This is a genomic window from Streptomyces sp. ML-6, assembly GCF_030116705.1.
GTDB lineage: Bacteria > Actinomycetota > Actinomycetes > Streptomycetales > Streptomycetaceae > Streptomyces.
The window spans coordinates 489,783-507,220 of the sequence record NZ_JAOTIK010000001.1; the positions used below are offsets into that span (position 1 = coordinate 489,783).

A 17,438-nucleotide genomic window follows, 5' to 3' on the forward strand; every position below is an offset into this window, starting at 1 on the left:
CGGGGGTGGTGCGCGGCGCCGTGGTGCTCAGGATTGCCGCCGCGCCCCCTCGAGCACGGCAGCGTGCACGGCCCTGGCGAGTCGCGCGCCCCAGCGGGAACGCGGCCCGGCGAAGGGTTCGGCGGGGTGGGGCCCCGGGGCGGGCGCCGCGACGCACACCGCGTCGGTGGGGGTGCCCGAGCAGTCGAGGCCCGCGTCCAGGAGCGCCTGGACCTTGGCCTCGGTGGCCGTGGCGACCGCGTTGACGAGCGCGGCGTCGGAGAGCGGGACGGGGAGGGTGACGACGATGTTGATCGTGCCCGGGGGCGGCGGCCCCTGGGTCCCCTCCGCCGGGGCGGCCGCCCAGCCCCGCACGCCCAGGCCGCAGGTGGCGGTCGCGGTCGCTCCCCCGTCGCTCGCGCGGGTGTGCGCGGTGACGTCGGCGGCGGTCATCAGTCCCGCGCCGGGGCCGGTGAGGCGTTCCGCGGCGGCGATCTCCGCGAGGTGCCGGTCGGGGTCCAGGCGCGGGTAGCCACCGGGCACCTGGGCGTTGAGGATCCATTCGCGCGGGCCGCCGCCGAGCACGGCGCTGGAGCACACCCGCCACCCCGGGCCGAGGCGCCACATCAGATGGTGGAGGTCCGCGCCGTCCTCGTGCCGGGCCAGCAGTTCGCCGCGCTGCTCGGGCAGCCGGATGCGTACGGAACCGATGGGGGCACCTCCGGTGGCGCGGCTGGACGGGGTCGGCTGTGGCCCGTCGATCATATGTGCCGGGATCCGGTGGCCGGGCGGGCCGCCCGCGGCGGTCGTACCGTGCCGGCGGCGCCGGACTCCCGGCCCGGGCCCGCCCCCACATCACCCGATCGGCCTAATCCCGGGCGGGCGTGTGCACCGCCGCGGCGGGCGGTCAGCGCCGAACCGCCACAGGTGCGGCAGTCGGCTGCCGGGGGCCGGGAGGTTGCAGCGTCCATCCGGGTGAGGCGCGATGGAATCCGGACGCGCCTCACCTGATGGACCGAGCCACAGGACGCGCCCGGGCGAGGAGGAATCGGTCATGGGAGCCGCTGACGGTTTCACGGATTCCGGAGAACTCGACGGCCTGACGGTGTACGACACCGACGGTGAGAAGGTCGGCAGTGTGGGCCGGGTGTACGTCGACGACAACACCGGCCGTCCGGACTGGATCACGGTGAAGACCGGACTGTTCGGCATGAAGGAGAGTTTCGTCCCGCTGGCCGGAGCCCGGCGGGTGGGGTCCGACCTGCACATCTCGCACTCGAAGGAACGGGTCAAGGAAGCGCCGCGGGTGGACGCGGACGCGCATCTGTCCGTGGCGGAGGAGGAAGAGCTCTACAACCACTACGGCCTCCCCAGGAACACCGCCACCTCGTTCGGCGAGCGGCGGGGAACGGGCACCACGGGAACGGCGGGAGCGGCCGGAACCGGCGCCATGGGCGCTGCCGGCACCGGACGCGCCGACGGACCCGGGCGGACGCCCATGCCCGGCACCACCGCCTCCGGCACGGGAACGGCCCGCACCACCTCGTCCGGCATGTCCGGCACCGGCATGGGGAAGGGCGGGCGCCGCGAGACCGGGGCGGCCGGCACCGCCCGTCCGCTCGTCGGCGCCGGGGCGGGCTCCGAGCGGTCCGCCGCCGACCTGGGCGGCAAGGAGGAGATGATCCGCTGCGAGGAGCAACTGCACGTCGGCACCGAGGAGTACGAGAGCGGGAAGGCCCGGCTGCACAAGTACGTGGTCACCGAGAACGTCACCCGGACCGTGCCCGTGACGCACGAGGAGGTACGCCTGGTCCGCGAACCGCTGCAGCCCGGCGACCGGCCTGCGGGGCGCGCGGAAATCCGTGACCAGGACGTCGAGGTCACCCTGCACGCCGAGCGCGCCACCACCCGCAAGGAGACCGTGCCCGTGGAGCGGGTGCGCATGGAGACCAGGAGGGTGACCGAGCAGAAGGAGGTCTCCGCCGAACTCCGCAAGGAGCAGATCGACTACGCGGACGACACGCAGACCGGTGGCAAGGACATGGGAGGCGAATTCGGCCGGGGACGCCACCGCTGACCTCCCGGGCCGGGTCCGCGAGATCCCGCCGTACGCCCGCAGGGCGTGGCCCGCGGTGTCCGGCGTGTGCCGGGCGCCGCGGGCCGTACGGGACTCCACGGAGACGGCCCGGGGACGGCCTCGCGCACCGCGGCCGTCGGCCGGGCCGGGGCCGGTGGGCGCCGCCGCGGCCTACGGGCGCTGGAGGGCGAGCACGGCGTTGTGCCCGCCGAATCCGAAGGAATGGCTGACGGCGCGCCGGACGGTCCGGTGCAGGGGCCGCTCGGTGACGCAGTCGATGTCGAACCCGGGCGCCGGGGCGTCCAGGTTGGCGATCGGCGGTACGACACCGCGCTGGAGCGTGAGGACCGTCAGCCCGGCCTCGATCGCCCCGGCCGCCCCCATGCAGTGCCCCAGCACGCCCTTGGGCGCGGTGACGGGGGGCCGGTGGGGGTAGACCCGGGCGATGAGGGCGGCCTCGGTGGCGTCGTTGGCCGGGGTCGCCGTGCCGTGGGCGTTGACGTGTTCGACGTCCTCGGCCGCCCAGTCCGCGTCGCGCAGCGCGGCCTCCACCGCCGCCTGGGCGACCGCGCCGGACGGATGCGGGCGGATCGGGTGGTGGGCGTCGGTGGTGGCGCCGGTGCCGGCCAGCAGGGCCCGGGGCGCGGCGCCCCGGGCATCGGCGTCGTCCGCCCGTTCCAGCACCATGACGGCGGCGCCCTCGCCCATGACCAGCCCGGCGCGGTCGGCCGCGAAGGGCCGGCAGAGCAGGGCGGGGTCGCCGTCCTTCCGGGCCCCGGCCCCGGACCGGGCGAACCCGGCCATGGCCACCGGGTAGACGATCGACTCGGTGGCTCCCGCGAGGGCGATGTCGCACTGCCCGGTGGCCAGCAGGTCGCGGGCGACGGACAGCGCGGTGGCGCCGGACGAGCAGGCGGTGCAGGGCGCCAGGCTGGGTCCGGTGGCCTTCATCTGGATCGCGATCTCGGCGGCGGGCATGTTCGGGATCGTGAGCAGGATGCCCGACGGGGAGGTGGCCCCGGCCCCCGCCCGTTCGAGCACCACGGCCTGCTCGGTCAGTGAGGCCGACCCCCCGCTGCTGGTGCCGACGACCACCGCGACCCGGCCGCCGTCCCACCGGGCCGGGTCGAGTCCGGCGTCGGCGACCGCCTCCCGGGCGGCGAGGACGGCGAACTTCACGTATCTCCCCATGCGGAAGGCCGCACGGCCGCCGATCGCGGCGTCCAGGTCGATGCCGTCGACGACGCAGGCGAAGTCGATCTCGCACCCGTCCAGTTCCGCGACGGTCCGGGCCGGCGAGACACCGGCGCACACGCCGTTCCAGGTGGACTCGGTGTCGTTGCCGACCGGGGTGATCATGCCCAGGCCGGTGACGGCGATGGCCGGTTTGTTCATCGGGCGCCGCTCATCGCGCTCTCGCCGCCCACCAGCGCCCCGCCGTCGGTCGCCTCGATGAACCGGGTGATGTCGGCGAGGGTGGCGTTCTTGGGGAGGCGGTCGAAGTCCTGGTCGCCGCCGACGGTCTCCCTGAGGAGGACGGCGAACTCGGCGGCGGCCAGGGAGTCCATCTCCAGGCTGTCCATCGTGGAGTCCGGGCGGATCTCGCCGACGGGCACTTTGAAGGTGTGCGTCAGCACCTCGGTGATCTTGGGATGAATCGCACTCATGATCTTCCTCTTCGTCGTTCGGCCGTCGTCCGGCCGTCTTTCGGTCCGGCTGCCGGGCCCGGCGGAGCATCGTCCCGACGTCGAATCAACTGGGCGGAGTGCCTCCAGTTACGCCTTGTGCCGAACCGATTCGGCACCACTTTCCCCACGCCCCGCGCAGCATCGGGCCAGAACCGTCGTCGTCCCCCAGAAAGCCAGCAGGACAACCCGGGTCCCGAGGGCCCCGGCAACCTCCCGGACCCGGCGGGGACGCACAGGCGTTCCCGTCTCCCCCGGGGTTCTCATTGCTCCTCCGCAGCCGTCGTCCGCTCCCCGTCCGTGTGCCAGGGGGCAGCCGGATCGTCGTACGCCTCCAGGTAGTCGGCCCCGGCGATGGGCCAGTCGGCGAGCACCTGCGGCGGCAGCGCGAAGGACTCGACGAGGTCCGGGAGCCGGGCGGCGACGGCGGTGACGAGCTCCTCCACCGCGTCCGGCAGCCCCTTGACCTGACCGGTCGTCAAATACCCTGCGGCCAGCAGATCACCGCTGTTGCGGGCGACGACGTCGAGCGCGAACAGCCGTTGCAGTTCGTCGAGCCGGTCCCTGGCGGGTCCCTCGGGCAGGGCGGCCACCGCCTCCGCGTACGCCTCGGCCGCCTGGCTGCACGCGTGCGCCTCGACGCCGCGCAGCGCGGGCCCGGCCGCCGCGTTCCAGCGGGCCAGCCGGTCGCCCCGCGGGGCGAGAGCGATCCGTTCCCCGGCCCGCGCGAACCAGATCCGTTCCAGGGCCGCGAGCAGTCCGCCGAGGAACCGGGGGTCGTCGAGCGCGCCGGTGGTCGCGGCGGGGGGATCGTCGTACCCGGCCGGCGGGGCGGCGAACAGCATCTCGGCGGCCGCCTTGGCGTGGATGGCCACGTTGTCGCCCTCGGCGGTGATGGCGCCCTCCACCCCCGTGACCAGTTCGCTCATGCCGTTGTGTTCCAGGAGCGCCTGGGCCCCGCAGCGTTCCCGGCACTCGACGATCACGGACCTCGCCCGCCAGGTGATCCATCCCTTGGCGACGGCGACCAGCCGCTCCGCCTCCTCCCGCCCCTCCCCCGGCCCCTCCCGCTCCCAGCGGTCCAGGGCCCTGCGGTGCAGCAGGCTCATCGCGAAGACGGTGGCCATGGCGTGGGCGAGCGGGCCGTGGTGGCTGCGGTGGGCGATCACCGGCACCGGCCGCGAGCCGCGGGGGCCCGAGATGTACCGGTGCCCCCCGTAGCGGACGGCGACGGCGAGCGTCGCGCGGGCCGAGCCGACCGCGCAGGCGGTCATCGAGATCTTGCCGGAGGTGACCCGGCCGATCGAGGCCAGGAAGCGGCGCCTCCGGTTGGCCACGGCGCTGCTGAACTCCCCGTCGTCATCGATGCGTCCGTGCTCCCCGCCGAGCAGCGCCGCGCGCTCCACGAAGACCCGGTCGAAGGAGGTCAGGCAGTGGTCCACCGGACTGCCGGTGCGGGCGGGCAGCCGGCGCACCCGGATGCCGGGCAGGGCCCGTTCGGCGTCGGTGAGCGGCACGAGGAAGAGGAAGACGCCGTGGTCGTCCCCCTCGACGATCAGCCGGGCCGCCACCAGTCCGGTCTTGGGGCCGCCGACCGGGCTGGTGTTGGGCATGAACTTCTGGGCCCCGGCGTGCGGGGTGTGCAGCACGAACCCGTCGCGTCCGCGGTCGTAGGCGGCCGTGGTCTCGACGGCCGCGGCGTCGTTGCCGTGCGCCACCTCCGTACAGAGGAAGGTGCCGACGCTGCGCAGCCGGAGGAAGTCGGAGAGGTCGCGGGAGGTGTCGCCCCCGTGGTCGAGGAGGCTGCCGAGGAAGAGGTTGTAGTGGATTCCGGCCACCGTGGCGAGCGCCGGGTCGACCGGGCCGAGCCACTCGTGCAGGGCCGCGAGGGCGCGCGCGTCGGCGGCCAGCCGGGCGCCGCTGTCCAGGCATTCGTTGAGGACGCGCAGCCGCTCGTACACGAGGGCCAGGCGCTCGTCGGGGGTGCGCAGGTCCGGGCGGCGGAACGGTTCCGTGCTGATCATCCGTTGCCAGAAGCCGTGCTCCCGGCGGAAGTCGTCGCCGAGGAGGACACCGGTGAGCAGATCCGTGGACCGTTCGGCGGAAGGGCTGTCGATCGTTGCGGTCATGAAAATATAACGATCAAGCAATGGCGAGGACACCCGGTTCCGTGCGCGGCGGGCCGTCCCCGGAGAACCGCTGGAAGGCGAGCACGACGTTGTGCCCGCCGAAGCCGAAGGAGTGGCTCAGCGCCCGCTCGACGTGCTGGAGGCGGGGCTCCTTGACCACGCAGTCCAGGTCGAACCCGTCGGGCAGCGAGTCCAGATTGGCGATGGGCGGTACGAGGCCGTGCTCCAGGGTCAGTACGGTGGCGGCCGCCTCGATCGCCCCGGCCGCGGCGAGGGTGTGTCCGAGTACCCCCTTGGGGGCGGTCACCGACGGGCGGTGGGGGAAGAGCGACGAGATCAGGGTGGTCTCCATCGCGTCGTTCAGCACCGTGGACGTGCCGTGCGCGTTGATGTGGTCGACCTCGTGGGCCGCCCAGCCCGCCTCCGCCAGCGCGGACTCGACGGCCCTGCGCGCCCCGCCGCCGTCCGGCGGCGGGGCCGTGGGGTGGTGGGCGTCGGTGGCGGCGCCCGCACCGGTCAGCAGGGCGCGCGGGCGGGCGCCGCGGGCGAGCGCGTCGTCCGTGCGCTCCAGTACGAGCACGGCGGCGCCCTCGCCGATCACGAAGCCGTCCCGGTCGGCGGCGAACGGCCGCGAGGCCCCCGCCGGGTCGTCCCCGCGCAGGGAGAGCGCGCCCATCCCCGCGAAGGCGCTCACCACCAGCGGGGTCAGCACGGACTCCGCGCCGCCGGCCACCACCACGTCGCACCGGCCGCTCGTCAGCAGGTCGCGGGCGACGGCGAGCGCAGTCGCCCCGGACGCGCAGGCGGTCGCCGGGGCCAGGCTGGGGCCGTGCGCCCGCAGGGCGATGGCCACCTCCCCGGCGGCGGCGTTGGGCATCATCATCGGGACCAGGAGCGGCGAGACCGCGTCCGGTCCGCCGCCGTCGAGCCGGCGCACGTTGTCGACGAGGACGGAGACCGCACCCACCCCGACGCCGAGCACCACGCCGACCCGGTCGCCGTCCCACCGCTCGGGCGAGAGGCCGGCGTCCGCCACCGCCCGGCGGGCGGCGACCAGCGCCATCTTCACGAACCGCGCCATGCGCCAGACCGTCCGCCCGCCGACGGCCCGGTCCAGGTCGATCCCGTCCACCGGACAGCCGAAGTCGACCGGCAGCCCGGCCAGTTCGTCGCAGCCCCGGGCCACCGAGACCCCGGCGCACAGCCCCTCCCAGAAGGTCTGCTCCTCCGCGCCCGCGGGCGTCACCAGCCCCAGTCCCGTCACCGCGACCCCCATGCCGACCCGCGCCATGTTCCGCCCCCTCCTCCGTAATCGATCACGCCTACCGGTTGTCGAACGGCAGTAGCCCCGGAGAGGATGCGGCCGATTACCCGAACGGGTCATTGACACCCCCGACGGGTCGAACGGCTGCGCGTGTCATGGAGGAGGTGTTCCCACCCGGCCGCAGCAGGGGCGGAGTGCGGTGGCGCCCGGGTGTGTCAGGCCCGGGCGGTCCGATCGAGTGCCGTCGCCAACTCCCTCGCGTCCGGCGGGTTGGCGCCGGCCCGGGAGACGGTCACGGCGGCGGAGGCCACCGCATGGCGCAGGACGTCGGCCACCGTGTCCCGGTCCGTCGCGCGCAGCCGTTCCCGGCCGTCGGCGCCGAGCAGCCCGTGCGCGGCCAGGGCGTGCAGGGTGCCCGACATGAAGGCGTCGCCCGCCCCCACCGTGTCCACGACCTCGACGGGCAGGGCGTCGACCGTCACCCGCGCACCGGGCAGGACGGCCAGCGCGCCGTCGCCTCCCCGGGTGACCAGGACGAGGGCCGGGCCGGTGGCCAGCCACCGTTCCGCGACCCGTCCGGGGTCCTGGCCCGGGTGGAGCCACTCCAGGTCCTCGTCGCTCGCCTTGACCACGTCGGCGAGCGCGACGCACCGCTCGACCCTGCGCACGGCGTCCCGGTGCTCCCCCATCAGTCCGGGCCGCACGTTGGGGTCGTAGCTGACGGTCGCGGACGCCCGCAGCGACTCGACGGCGCCGAGGACGGTCGCCGCGCCCGGTTCCATCACCGTCGCGACGGAGCCGATGTGGACGTGGTGCGGGGTCCGGTCCGGGGCGACCGGGCCGAGCGTCCAGGTGATCTCGAAGGTGTACTCGGCCCGGCCCCCGGCGTCCAGGGTCACGGCCGCGGACGGGGTGGCGGCCGTGGCTCCGTCCGTGCGCACCTCGACGCCGGCCCCGGTCAGGTGGTCCCTGATCAGCCGCCCGTTGTCGTCCGGGCCGAGCTGGGTGAGCAGGGTGGTGTCGTGGCCGAGCCGGGCCAGGCCGAGGGCGACGTTGGCCGGACTGCCGCCCGGGTGGACCCGGTCGGCCGTGCCCGGCAGCCGGACGATGTCGGCGACGCATTCGCCGATGACCAGCGGGTCGATTCTGTCGAGCATGAGGGGGATCTCCTGGAGTGCGGGGGGCGGGGCGTCCCGGCGGACGGTGCGGCCCGGACGCGTCGGGTCCGATCCTGCCGTGTGCGCGAGGGGCGCCGGTCACGGCACCCGCCGACGGCCGTCCCGCGCAACGAGGGACGGCCGGCGGTGCCGGGGCGCGGCAGGCGGAATCCCCGCGTCCCCCGGCCCTTCGGGGGCCGGGGAACCCGGTCCGGGGCCACGGTCCGGGCCGCGGTCCAGGGCCGTACGGGCCGCGGTACGGGGGTGACTCGGGCTGCGCGGTACGGGGCGGCGCGGCCCCCGGCAGGGGGCGGCGCGCGCGTGGGCCGTGCTCAGTGCCGGGCGGCCTCCAGCGCGTCGGCCACCAGGGTCAGGAAGTGCGCGTGGGCCCGCGCGCTGCAGACCGGTTCGGGGTTCCACGGCACCACCCGCGCGGCCCGTTCGATCGCCGCCCAGTGGGTGTTCGTCCGGAGTCCGTCGAGCGGCGCGGCGTTGGACCGGATGTCGGCGAGCACGACGGCCGGGTCCAGGGCCGCGGCCTGCGCCCAGTCGACCGTGGACCAGTTCGCCCCGGGCCCCTCGGCCGGTTCCACGACGTCGACGCCCAGCTCGGCCAGCACCCGCAGCTCGGGCCACATGCGGGGGCGGGCGAGGTGGGCCTGCTCCTGCCCGGCCGGGGAGAGGGCGAGGACCCGGGGGCCGGACGGGGCGGCGGTGAGCGTGCGCAGCCGGTCCCGGGCGGCGTCCAGTTCCCGGGTCGCCGTCGCGGGCTCCGCCGCGCCGAGCGAGTGGGCCAGCCGGGCGAACCGGTCGCCGATCTCCGCGAAGGTGCGCGCCTGCCCCACGTCGATGACGACGACCGGGACCTGCTCCTCCAGGTGCTTGGCGGTCTCCGGCGCGAGCCCGTAGACATGACCGGCGCCGTAGCTGACGGCGACCACGAGGTCGGGCCCGTCGCTCAGCAGGGTGTCCACGTCCAGGGCGCTGCCGGCCCCGAGGTAGGCGACCCCGTCCGGCGGCAGCGACCCGGTCTTCGCGGGGTCCGGCACGGCGTGGTCGTCGTGGTCCGAGCCGAACAACCCGCTCGGACGTATCCCGTGGTCCCAGAGGGTCGCCCCGGCCTGCACATAGGCCAGGATCCGTTCCGGGCGGCGATCGGCGGTCGCCAACTGCCCCCGGTCGTCCGAGAATTGCCACACGGCCTGCTCCCTCACGTCATACGCTCCTCGCCGCCGCCCGGTCCGCCTCCTGTCCCGGGTTCGTACACCTGTACCTGCCCAGCGGACTGCCTGGGCATCCCTCGGCGAGCGCTCCCCGGCGGGGGACGGTGGGGACGCGTCCCTCAGGAACCGGCGTCCGGGTCGATGCCGAGGCCGGTGAGGAACGCCGCGGCCGCCGGGGTGGGACGGGACCGGCTCCAGACCAGCCGCTCCGTCCGGGCGGGCGCGTCGCGGACGGACAGCACGCGCACTCCGGTCAGTCCCGTCGCGAAGGCGGCCGGCAGCATGGCGATGCCGAGCCCGCTGCGGACCAGCCGGACGATGAAGTCGGTGCTGCTGACCTCGAACGCCACCTCGCGGGAGAGCCCCGTCGCCGCGAACGCCTCCTCCGACTGCGCCCGCGCGGCGGTGCCGTCGGGGTAGTCGACGAACGTCTCCTGCGCCAGCCGGTCCAGGCCCACCTCCGTCCGCTCCGCCAGGGCGTGGGCCGGGGCGACGAGGGCGACCAGCTCGCCGGTGCTCAGCTCGTGGTCGCTCACCCCCTTCGGCCGGTAGCTCGGCAGTACGCCAAGGAACGCCACGTCGAGCGTCCCGTCCCGCACCTCCTGGACCAGGTCCTTGCTCGCCCCGTCCCGCAGGAGGATGCGCACCTTCGGGTGGTGGAGGTGGAACGCCCGCAGCGCGGCCGGGATGTCGACGGCGGAGATGGTCGGGATGGCGCCGACCGCGAGACGGCCGCGGACCTCCCCCGCCGCCGCGGCGACCTCGGAGCGGGCCCGCTCCGCCGCGTCCAGCGCCTGCCGGGCCTCCGGCAGGAACACCTCGCCCGCCGCGGTGAGCCGCACCCGGCGGCTGGTGCGGTCGAAGAGCCGGGCCCCCAACTCCTTCTCCAGCCGGGCGATCTGATGGCTCAGCGCGGACTGGACGACCAGGCACCTCTTCGCGGCGCGCGTGAAGCTGCCCAGTTCGGCCACCGCGACCACGTACCGCATCTGCTGGAGTTCCATCCATCCATCGTGAACCACGATCGATGAAATGAAAAACATGTGTTGGACTCATGGATGGAGTTCCCGGAGGCTGGGCGCATGGCTCTTTCCACCCGTGTGACCCGAGGCCGGGCCGTCGCCCGCGCCCTTCCCGAACCGCCCGTGCTCAGCCGCGGCCTGGTCCTGCTGATGGCCGTCGCCGCCGGTCTCTCCTGCGCCGGGAACTACTTCGCGCAGCCGCTCCTGGACCTCATCGAGGTGAACCTGGGCATCGGGACCACCGCGGCGGGGATGGTCGTGACCGCCGCACAGGCCGGGTACGCGCTGGGGCTGATCCTGCTCGTCCCGCTCGGGGACGTCCTGGACCGCCGGCGGCTCGCCGTGGGCCTGTTCGCGCTGACCGCCCTCTTCCTCCTGGTGACGGCCGCCGCCCCGGCCGGCCCGCTGCTGATCGCCGGGACCCTGCTGACCGCGCTGGCCTCCGTCGGGGCGCAGGTCGTGGTGCCGTTCGCGGCGGCCCTCGCGGCCCCGGCCGAGCGCGGCAGGGTCGTCGGCGTGGTCATGTCCGGGGTGCTGCTCGGCGGGCTGTTCGGGCGGCTGGCCGCGGGCGCGCTGTCCGAGCTGGGCGGCTGGCGGACCGTGTACTGGGTGAACGCGCTGCTCATGGCGGTCATGGCGGTGCTCCTGCACCGTCGGCTGCCCCGGTTGCCCCGGACGGGCGACGCGGCCGCGATGTCGTACACCGGGCTGCTGCGCTCCACTCTGTCCCTGCTGCGGCATGAACCCGTGCTGCGCCGGCGGGCGGTCATCGGCGCGTTCTCCATGGCCTCGTACAGCGTGCAGCTGACCGCGCTGACGTTCCTGCTGGCCCGGGATCCCTTCGGCTGGAGCGCCGCCGCCATCGGGCTCTTCGGGCTGGTGGGCGTCATCGGGGTGGTGGGCATGAACATCGCGGCCCGGCTGAGCGACCGGGGCCGGGTGCAGGCGGTGTCGGGGGCGGCGGCCGTGCTGCTCACGCTCTCCTGGCTGCCGATGCTGGCCGGCGGGTCGTCGCTGCTGTGGCTGACGGTCGGGGTGGTCCTGCTGAACATCGCCCAGCAGGCGGGGCTCAACAGCGGCCAGCACGTGATCTACGCGCTCCGTCCGGAGGCCCGCAGCCGGATCAACTCCGCCTACATGACGCTGTTCTTCATGGGTGGGGCGGCCGGGGCCGCACTCGCCTCGGTGGTGTGGTCGCGGGCCGGCTGGAACGGGATCTCCCTGCTGGGCGGGGCGCTCGCCGCGGGCAGCCTGGTGCTGTGGATCCTGGAGCGGGTGCGGGCTGCCGCCGAAGCCCGTGCCGGGGCCGGCGTCACTCGTTGACGGCGGTCAGCAGCACCACGGCGTCCTCCAGCGCCAGCAGCCCGTGCCGCTCCTGCGGGATCGGGTGGAGCGTTCCGGCGCCCAGCTCCGCGTCGCCCGAGGGGGCCGTGAGCCGGACCCTGCCGCGGAGCACCTGGAGGGAGGCCGCGGCGGGGGCGTTGTGCTCGTCGAGGGCGGAGCCCGCGGTGAGGGAGATGACGGTCTGCCGCAGCGGCCCCTCGTGCAGCAGGCGGTGGGCGCTGCGGCCGTGCGCGGAGTCGCGGGCCGCGGCCAGGTGTTCGTCGGCGAGGGCATTCAGGTCGTCCATGTGCCCACTGTGCCGCAGCCCCCGGCCCGCCGCGATCCTGACGCGGCCCCGCGGCGCCGCCGGACGGCGTCTCCGTACCGGCGGCGCGAGGGGCGGAGGGGCCGCCGGACTGCGGGGCACGGGCGTCGTCAGCCGTTCGCGGTCCACCGGTACCTGACGTCCGGTTCCCGCTCCTCGTTGCGGCTGCCGTCGTCGAACGCGATCGCGGTGAAGCCGTGCCGTTCGTAGAAGGCCCGCGCGTCGGTGTTGCGCCGGAAGACGTACAGCGTGAGCTCGCCGGCCGAGGAGCGGCGCGCCCGGTCCAGCAGCAGCGATCCGATGCCCCGGCGTCGCGCGTCGGGACGCAGGTACAGATGCTCCAGCTCGGCCCCGTCGACGGAGACGAACCCCAGCGGCTCCCCCGGCCCCGTCCCGTTCCCGGGGCCGGCCTCCGCGATCCACACCGTCGTCCCGGGCAGGACGACATGGGTCATCCAGGCGAGCGTGTCCTCGTCGCTGTGCACCTTCGGCAGGTAGGGCATGGCAGCGGCGCGGGAGGCGAGGAAGAGCCGGGTGAGCGGACCGGCGTCCTCGGTGGTGGCCCGGCGCAGCCGTACGCCACCGTCCCGTGCGTGCCCGTCCGCCGTCATCCCGTCCGTCGCCGTCTCGTCCGCCGTCGTCGGCGTCTCGTCCGTCGTCGTCATCTCGCCCCTCCTGGTCCGGCTTGAATTCCGCCACGTCGTACGGTGCGCGGTGAACCGTCCGTCGGCGTGGACGAACATATGCCGGGACGGCCCGGTGGCTCCACGGGGCCGGCCCGCCGCCGGGCGTCCCCGCGCCGCCCCGGCCCGCGGGGCGGCCGTCGCACGGCACCGGCCACCCGCGAAGATAGGGCGGGGGAAGATCACGACCGACCGATACGGAGGAGTGGGCAGATGCCGCACGAACGAGCTGGACAGCCGGCCCGGCCGGAGGACCTCACCGATGTGGCCCGGCTGGTGACGGCGTATTACGCCCTGCGTCCGGATCCGGCCGAACCGGACCAGCAGGTGGCGTTCGGCACCTCCGGCCACCGCGGTTCGTCCGCGGCCACCGCGTTCAACGAGGACCACATCGCCGCCACCAGCCAGGCCATCAGCGAGTACCGGGCGAGCCGGGGCACGGACGGTCCGCTGTTCCTGGGGGCCGACACCCACGCGCTGTCGGAGCCGGCCCGGGTCACCGCCCTGGAGGTGTTCGCCGCCAACGACGTGACCGTGCTCGTCGACCCGGCGGACGGGTACACCCCCACGCCCGCGGTGTCGCACGCGGTGCTCGCCCACAACCGGGGCAGGACCTCGCGGCTCGCCGACGGCGTGGTCGTCACCCCGTCCCACAACCCGCCCGGCGACGGTGGGTTCAAGTACAACCCGTCGAACGGCGGACCGGCCGGGTCGGACGCCACCGGCTGGATCCAGGACCGGGCCAACGAGATCATCGCCGACGGCATGAAGGACGTGCGCCGGCTGCCGTACGCCCGTGCGCGGGCGGCGTCGACCACCGGGACGTACGACTTCCTCGGTGCGTACGTGGCGGACCTGCCGTCGGTGCTCGACCTGGACGCGATCCGCTCGGCCGGGGTGCGCATCGGCGCCGATCCGCTGGGCGGCGCCTCCGTCGCGTACTGGGGCCGCATCGCCGAGGAGCACCGGCTCGACCTGACCGTGGTCAATCCGCTGACGGACCCCACCTGGCGCTTCATGACGCTGGACTGGGACGGGAAGATCCGGATGGACTGCTCCTCGCCGTACGCGATGGCCTCGCTGATCGAGCAGCGGGACCGGTTCCAGATCGCGACGGGGAACGACGCCGACGCCGACCGGCACGGCATCGTGACCCCGGACGCCGGGCTGATGAACCCGAACCACTACCTCGCCGTCGCCATCGGCTACCTGTACGCGCACCGCGAGCGGTGGCCGGCCTCCGCGGGGGTCGGCAAGACGCTGGTCTCGTCGGGGATGATCGACCGGGTCGCCGCCGACCTCGGCCGCGAACTGGTGGAGGTGCCGGTCGGCTTCAAGTGGTTCGTGCACGGACTGCTGGACGGCTCGCTCGGCTTCGGCGGCGAGGAGTCCGCCGGTGCGTCGTTCCTGCGCCGGGACGGCTCGGTGTGGACGACCGACAAGGACGGCATCATCCTGGCGCTGCTCGCCTCCGAGATCCTCGCGGTGACCGGCGAGTCCCCCTCCCAGCGCTACGCGGCGCTCACCGAGCGGTTCGGCGAACCGGCGTACGCCCGGATCGACGCCCCCGCCGACCGCGCGCAGAAGGCGGTGCTCGCCCGGCTGTCCCCCGAGCAGGTCACGGCCGACACCCTGGCCGGCGAGCGGGTCACGGCCGTGCTCACGGAGGCGCCGGGCAACGGCGCGCCGATCGGCGGCATCAAGGTGACCACGGAGAACGCCTGGTTCGCCGCCCGTCCCTCGGGCACCGAGGACGTCTACAAGATCTACGCGGAGTCCTTCCTGGGCGGTGACCACCTCGCCCGGGTCCAGGAGGAGGCGAAGGCCGTGGTCTCCGCGGCGCTGGAGGCCTGAGCCCCGGCCGGGGCGGCCCGGTTCCCCGGTCCGCCCCGGCCGTCCGGCGGGTTCAGCGCACCACGTCCACGAAGACCGGGTTGGTGTAGAACCAGGTGTCGAGCCACGGGTTGCCCTTGCCGGGCTCGTGCGGCTGCGGGCCGTGCGGGTCGATCGCCGCACCGAGGAAGCCCGCCCCGTTGCGCCTGCCGTCGCTGCCGCGCAGCCGCAGGTAGAACGGTTCGTCCGCGCGCCCGAGCGGGATGCGCAGGGTGTACGTGCCGCGGCGGCCCGACACGTCGGAGGTGTGGGCGACCCGGGTGTCCGGGGCGTGCCAGTCGTCGCGGTCGGCGGCCGGGCCGCGGACCGCGCCGCGGATGACGTCGACGTGCTCCAGGCGCGGCAGCACGCCGTACGGGTTGCGGCGGGAGGCCGCGGTCACCGTGACGGTGAGGGTGAGCCGCTCGCCGCGCCGGGCGCGCAGCCGGCCGCCGAGCGTGGCGCTGTGGCCGCGCTCGCCGCGCACCTTGACGTCGATGCCGTCGACGAGGTGGCCGTGGTCGACCCAGACCCGGCCGGCCCGCAGCCCCTCCATCACCTGCCGGTAGCCGTACCGGGTGACGCCGACGTGCGTGCGGCTGAACTGGCCGGGCCAGAAGTCGCCGCCGGGCTGCGGCTCCTTGGTGTCGTACGGGTCGGGGAGGCGGCCGGTGTCGTCGAAGTCCTGGCCGGGCGGCCAGGCGCCGTTGGCCCAGGTGTCCTGTGCGACGCGGTGGACGTCGGAGTTGGAGGTGATGGTGAAGAGCTTGCCCTCCGCCAGCATCGCGTCCCACAGGCCGCCGACGGTCGCGGTCGCCCAGTCGAAGCCGCCGTAGGTGACGTACGCCTGGCGCGGGTAGCCGGGCCAGGAGTCGGCGGAGGGCGAGTTGTTGTACTCGCCGCGGACGTTGGTGTCCGGATGCCAGCCCGGGATCGCACCGGCCTGGGCGCCGGGGGCGCCCTCCATGCCGATCATGATCTCGGGGGCGGCGTCGCGCCAGCCGCGCATCTCGTGCGGGGAGTCGATGCCGAGCCGCATGGGGTGGTTGGCGAGGACGAGGACGTCGTCGACGTACCGGGTGCGGCGCTGCTCGGCCAGCCATTTGAGGGCCTTGATCGCGTGCGCCTCGTTGCGCGGGGTGTCGGGGTGCGTCGGGGCGCCGGCCGTGTAGCCGAGCAGCTTGCCGTCGAAGGCCTCCTCGAAGCGGGTGAGCAGGTCGACCTCGTGCCGTCCGGGCGGCGAGAAGACGGTGCAGTGCTCGGCGCCGGGGATGTACCACTCCAGTCCCTGGAAGATCAGCATGCGCTTGTTCTCGGCGCGGGCCCGCAGGATCTCCCGGTGTTCGAGCGCGGCGCCGCGCTCGGCGTGGCCGATGTTGCTGTGCTCGGTGAATACCATCCAGTCGAGGCCGAACTTCTGTCCTGCCGAGGCGAGTTGGGAGAAGGTGTACTTGGCGTCGTGACTGTAGACGGAGTGGTTGTGGTGGTCCCCGACCAGGTAGACCAGATTGGGGGCTTGCCCGTTGCCTCCCCCGTTGCCGTTCCCGTTGCCGTTCCCCTGTCCGTTGCCGTTTCCGTGGGGCCGGTTTCCCCGCCCGTTGGCCAGTGCGGGCAGCGGCAGCGAGGCGGCGGCGAAGGCCGCTCCGAACAGGCCGGCGCGGCGCATCAGCCCTCGCCGGCTGAGCCCCTGGGGGTCGAGCGATTCCGCGGGCACCTGGGGGTCGGCCCATTCGGGCACGGGGCGGTACATGGGTGTGGTTCTCCTTCGTACGGGGCGGCGGTGTTCCGCGGTCCGGGCCTCGGCGCCGCCACGAAGAGGATTCCCTCATTCCGGAACGACCCGGTGAACCCGGGCCGAAATGCGGGGGTCACCCCCGGGGCACACCGGTGCCGGGCCCGCCGCAAGGCCCCGCCCGGCCGGGGCCGCGTCCGCTTCCCCTCCATCCACCACGGAAACCATTGCGCCGAGGGGGCGCCAGTGGTTGAGTGGAGAACTGAAGATATGAATCGAGGTTCAGATCATCGTGGCCTACCGACCCACCGCCCGTACGGAGGCGACCCGGCTCGCGCACCGCGAGCGGCTGCTCGACGCGGCACGGCAACTGCTGGCCGAGGGTGGCTACGCGGCGGCCAGTGTGTCCGCGCTCGCCCGGCGGGCCGACGTCTCCACCGGCAGCGTGTACAACCACTTCGCCTCCAAGCAGGAGCTGCTGGCCGCGGTCTTCCGGCACGTCGCGGGCCACGAGCTCGACGCGGTGCGCAAGGCCGTACGGGCCCGGGAGGGGGTCGCCGAGCAGTTGCGCGCCCTCGTCGAGGTCTTCTCGTACCGTGCCCTGCGCGCTCCCCGTACGGCCTGGGCGCTGCTGGCCGAGCCGGTCGACCCGCTCGTCGAGGAGGAGCGGCTGACCTACCGGCGCGGCTATCACGACCTCGCCGAGACGATCATCGTCGCCGGTGTCGATTCGGGTGAACTGCCCCCGCAGGACGCCCGGTTGTCGGCCGCCGCCGTGATCGGCGCGGTCGGTGAGGCGCTGATCGGCCCGCTGTCGCCGGTCGGCGTGCGGACCGACCCGGCGCCGGTCGTGGAGGGCATCACGATGCTGTGCCTCAGGGCGGTCGGCGCCAGGAGCGCCTGAACGCCCGCCGGGTGGCCCCCGACGCGGCCACCCGGCCGGTTCCGGAACCGGACCGGCCGCCGC

The 17,438-nt window shown here is 74.6% G+C and carries 15 protein-coding genes; 4 read left to right on the top strand and 11 right to left on the bottom strand.

What is annotated here, in order from left to right; all coding sequences use genetic code 11:
* Positions 1-27: 27 nt before the first annotated feature.
* Entirely contained in the window at positions 28-744 is a 717-nt protein-coding gene (locus OCT49_RS02235; RefSeq protein WP_283850199.1) for an adenosylcobinamide amidohydrolase, read from the bottom strand.
* A gap of 289 nt (positions 745-1,033) precedes the next feature.
* Here OCT49_RS02235 and OCT49_RS02240 point away from each other — a divergent pair, with 289 nt between their 5' ends.
* The gene (locus tag OCT49_RS02240) at positions 1,034-2,056 is read left to right on the top strand and encodes a PRC and DUF2382 domain-containing protein (RefSeq protein ID WP_283850200.1); all 1,023 of its coding nucleotides are present in this window, start codon (positions 1,034-1,036) and stop codon (positions 2,054-2,056) included.
* A 171-nt stretch (positions 2,057-2,227) separates the two neighbouring features.
* On the opposite strand, the gene OCT49_RS02245 is transcribed toward OCT49_RS02240, so the two are convergent.
* The 7 genes from OCT49_RS02245 to OCT49_RS02275 all read right to left on the bottom strand — a co-directional run bounded on the left by OCT49_RS02245 (position 2,228) and on the right by OCT49_RS02275 (position 10,518).
* On the bottom strand, positions 2,228-3,451 hold the full coding sequence (locus tag OCT49_RS02245) for a beta-ketoacyl-[acyl-carrier-protein] synthase family protein (RefSeq protein WP_283850201.1): 1,224 nt from the start codon (positions 3,449-3,451) through the stop codon (positions 2,228-2,230).
* Complete coding sequence (locus OCT49_RS02250) at positions 3,448-3,723, bottom strand: acyl carrier protein (RefSeq protein ID WP_283850202.1); 276 nt, start codon at positions 3,721-3,723, stop codon at positions 3,448-3,450. Before OCT49_RS02250 ends, OCT49_RS02245 begins: the two co-directional genes overlap by 4 nt.
* Before the next feature lie 281 nt (positions 3,724-4,004).
* Positions 4,005-5,870: an acyl-CoA dehydrogenase family protein gene (locus tag OCT49_RS02255; RefSeq protein ID WP_502963326.1), complete on the bottom strand. Its 1,866-nt coding sequence runs from the start codon at positions 5,868-5,870 to the stop codon at positions 4,005-4,007.
* 13 nt (positions 5,871-5,883) lie between these two features.
* On the bottom strand, positions 5,884-7,161 hold the full coding sequence (locus OCT49_RS02260; protein ID WP_283850203.1) for a beta-ketoacyl-[acyl-carrier-protein] synthase family protein: 1,278 nt from the start codon (positions 7,159-7,161) through the stop codon (positions 5,884-5,886).
* Positions 7,162-7,349: 188 nt separating this feature from the next.
* Positions 7,350-8,291 carry a carbohydrate kinase family protein gene (locus OCT49_RS02265; RefSeq protein WP_283850204.1) on the bottom strand — a complete coding sequence of 314 codons (942 nt, stop codon included), beginning with the start codon at positions 8,289-8,291 and terminating at the stop codon, positions 7,350-7,352.
* Positions 8,292-8,623: 332 nt separating this feature from the next.
* Positions 8,624-9,505, bottom strand: a complete 882-nt coding sequence (locus tag OCT49_RS02270; protein WP_283850205.1) for a substrate-binding domain-containing protein — start codon at positions 9,503-9,505, stop codon at positions 8,624-8,626.
* Positions 9,506-9,633: 128 nt separating this feature from the next.
* Complete coding sequence (locus OCT49_RS02275; RefSeq protein WP_283850206.1) at positions 9,634-10,518, bottom strand: LysR family transcriptional regulator; 885 nt, start codon at positions 10,516-10,518, stop codon at positions 9,634-9,636.
* A gap of 78 nt (positions 10,519-10,596) precedes the next feature.
* Here OCT49_RS02275 and OCT49_RS02280 point away from each other — a divergent pair, with 78 nt between their 5' ends.
* Positions 10,597-11,859 (top strand): MFS transporter, encoded by a 1,263-nt coding sequence (locus tag OCT49_RS02280; protein ID WP_283850207.1) that lies wholly within the window; start codon positions 10,597-10,599, stop codon positions 11,857-11,859.
* Here the strand turns inward: OCT49_RS02280 and OCT49_RS02285 are convergent.
* Together OCT49_RS02285 and OCT49_RS02290 are read right to left on the bottom strand one after the other, a co-directional pair.
* Positions 11,849-12,166, bottom strand: a complete 318-nt coding sequence (locus OCT49_RS02285; protein ID WP_283850208.1) for a cupin domain-containing protein — start codon at positions 12,164-12,166, stop codon at positions 11,849-11,851. The genes OCT49_RS02280 and OCT49_RS02285 overlap by 11 nt on opposite strands.
* A gap of 128 nt (positions 12,167-12,294) precedes the next feature.
* A complete protein-coding gene (locus OCT49_RS02290; protein WP_283855644.1) occupies positions 12,295-12,795 on the bottom strand; it encodes a GNAT family N-acetyltransferase in 501 nt (166 codons plus the stop codon).
* Between the two features lie 285 nt (positions 12,796-13,080).
* Here OCT49_RS02290 and pgm point away from each other — a divergent pair, with 285 nt between their 5' ends.
* Entirely contained in the window at positions 13,081-14,721 is a 1,641-nt protein-coding gene (gene pgm / locus OCT49_RS02295; protein WP_283850209.1) for a phosphoglucomutase (alpha-D-glucose-1,6-bisphosphate-dependent), read from the top strand.
* A gap of 52 nt (positions 14,722-14,773) precedes the next feature.
* Here pgm and OCT49_RS02300 read toward each other — a convergent pair whose 3' ends face one another.
* A complete protein-coding gene (locus OCT49_RS02300; RefSeq protein ID WP_283850210.1) occupies positions 14,774-16,489 on the bottom strand; it encodes a PHP domain-containing protein in 1,716 nt (571 codons plus the stop codon).
* A 274-nt stretch (positions 16,490-16,763) separates the two neighbouring features.
* Between OCT49_RS02300 and OCT49_RS02305 the strand changes: the two genes are divergently transcribed.
* On the top strand, positions 16,764-17,375 hold the full coding sequence (locus OCT49_RS02305; protein ID WP_283850211.1) for a TetR/AcrR family transcriptional regulator: 612 nt from the start codon (positions 16,764-16,766) through the stop codon (positions 17,373-17,375).
* Positions 17,376-17,438 lie beyond the last annotated feature (63 nt).

Bases quoted from the DNA above. Each gene is read 5' to 3' on its own strand.
- OCT49_RS02235 (WP_283850199.1), bottom strand. From the start codon at position 744: ATGATCGACGGGCCACAGCCGACCCCGTCCAGCCGCGCCACCGGAGGT.
- OCT49_RS02240 (WP_283850200.1), top strand. From the start codon at position 1,034: ATGGGAGCCGCTGACGGTTTCACGGATTCCGGAGAACTCGACGGCCTG.
- OCT49_RS02245 (WP_283850201.1), bottom strand. From the start codon at position 3,451: ATGAACAAACCGGCCATCGCCGTCACCGGCCTGGGCATGATCACCCCG.
- OCT49_RS02250 (WP_283850202.1), bottom strand. From the start codon at position 3,723: ATGAGTGCGATTCATCCCAAGATCACCGAGGTGCTGACGCACACCTTC.
- OCT49_RS02255 (WP_502963326.1), bottom strand. From the start codon at position 5,870: ATGACCGCAACGATCGACAGCCCTTCCGCCGAACGGTCCACGGATCTG.
- OCT49_RS02260 (WP_283850203.1), bottom strand. From the start codon at position 7,161: ATGGCGCGGGTCGGCATGGGGGTCGCGGTGACGGGACTGGGGCTGGTG.
- OCT49_RS02265 (WP_283850204.1), bottom strand. From the start codon at position 8,291: ATGCTCGACAGAATCGACCCGCTGGTCATCGGCGAATGCGTCGCCGAC.
- OCT49_RS02275 (WP_283850206.1), bottom strand. From the start codon at position 10,518: ATGGAACTCCAGCAGATGCGGTACGTGGTCGCGGTGGCCGAACTGGGC.
- OCT49_RS02280 (WP_283850207.1), top strand. From the start codon at position 10,597: ATGGCTCTTTCCACCCGTGTGACCCGAGGCCGGGCCGTCGCCCGCGCC.
- OCT49_RS02285 (WP_283850208.1), bottom strand. From the start codon at position 12,166: ATGGACGACCTGAATGCCCTCGCCGACGAACACCTGGCCGCGGCCCGC.
- OCT49_RS02290 (WP_283855644.1), bottom strand. From the start codon at position 12,795: ATGACGGCGGACGGGCACGCACGGGACGGTGGCGTACGGCTGCGCCGG.
- pgm (WP_283850209.1), top strand. From the start codon at position 13,081: ATGCCGCACGAACGAGCTGGACAGCCGGCCCGGCCGGAGGACCTCACC.
- OCT49_RS02300 (WP_283850210.1), bottom strand. From the start codon at position 16,489: ATGTACCGCCCCGTGCCCGAATGGGCCGACCCCCAGGTGCCCGCGGAA.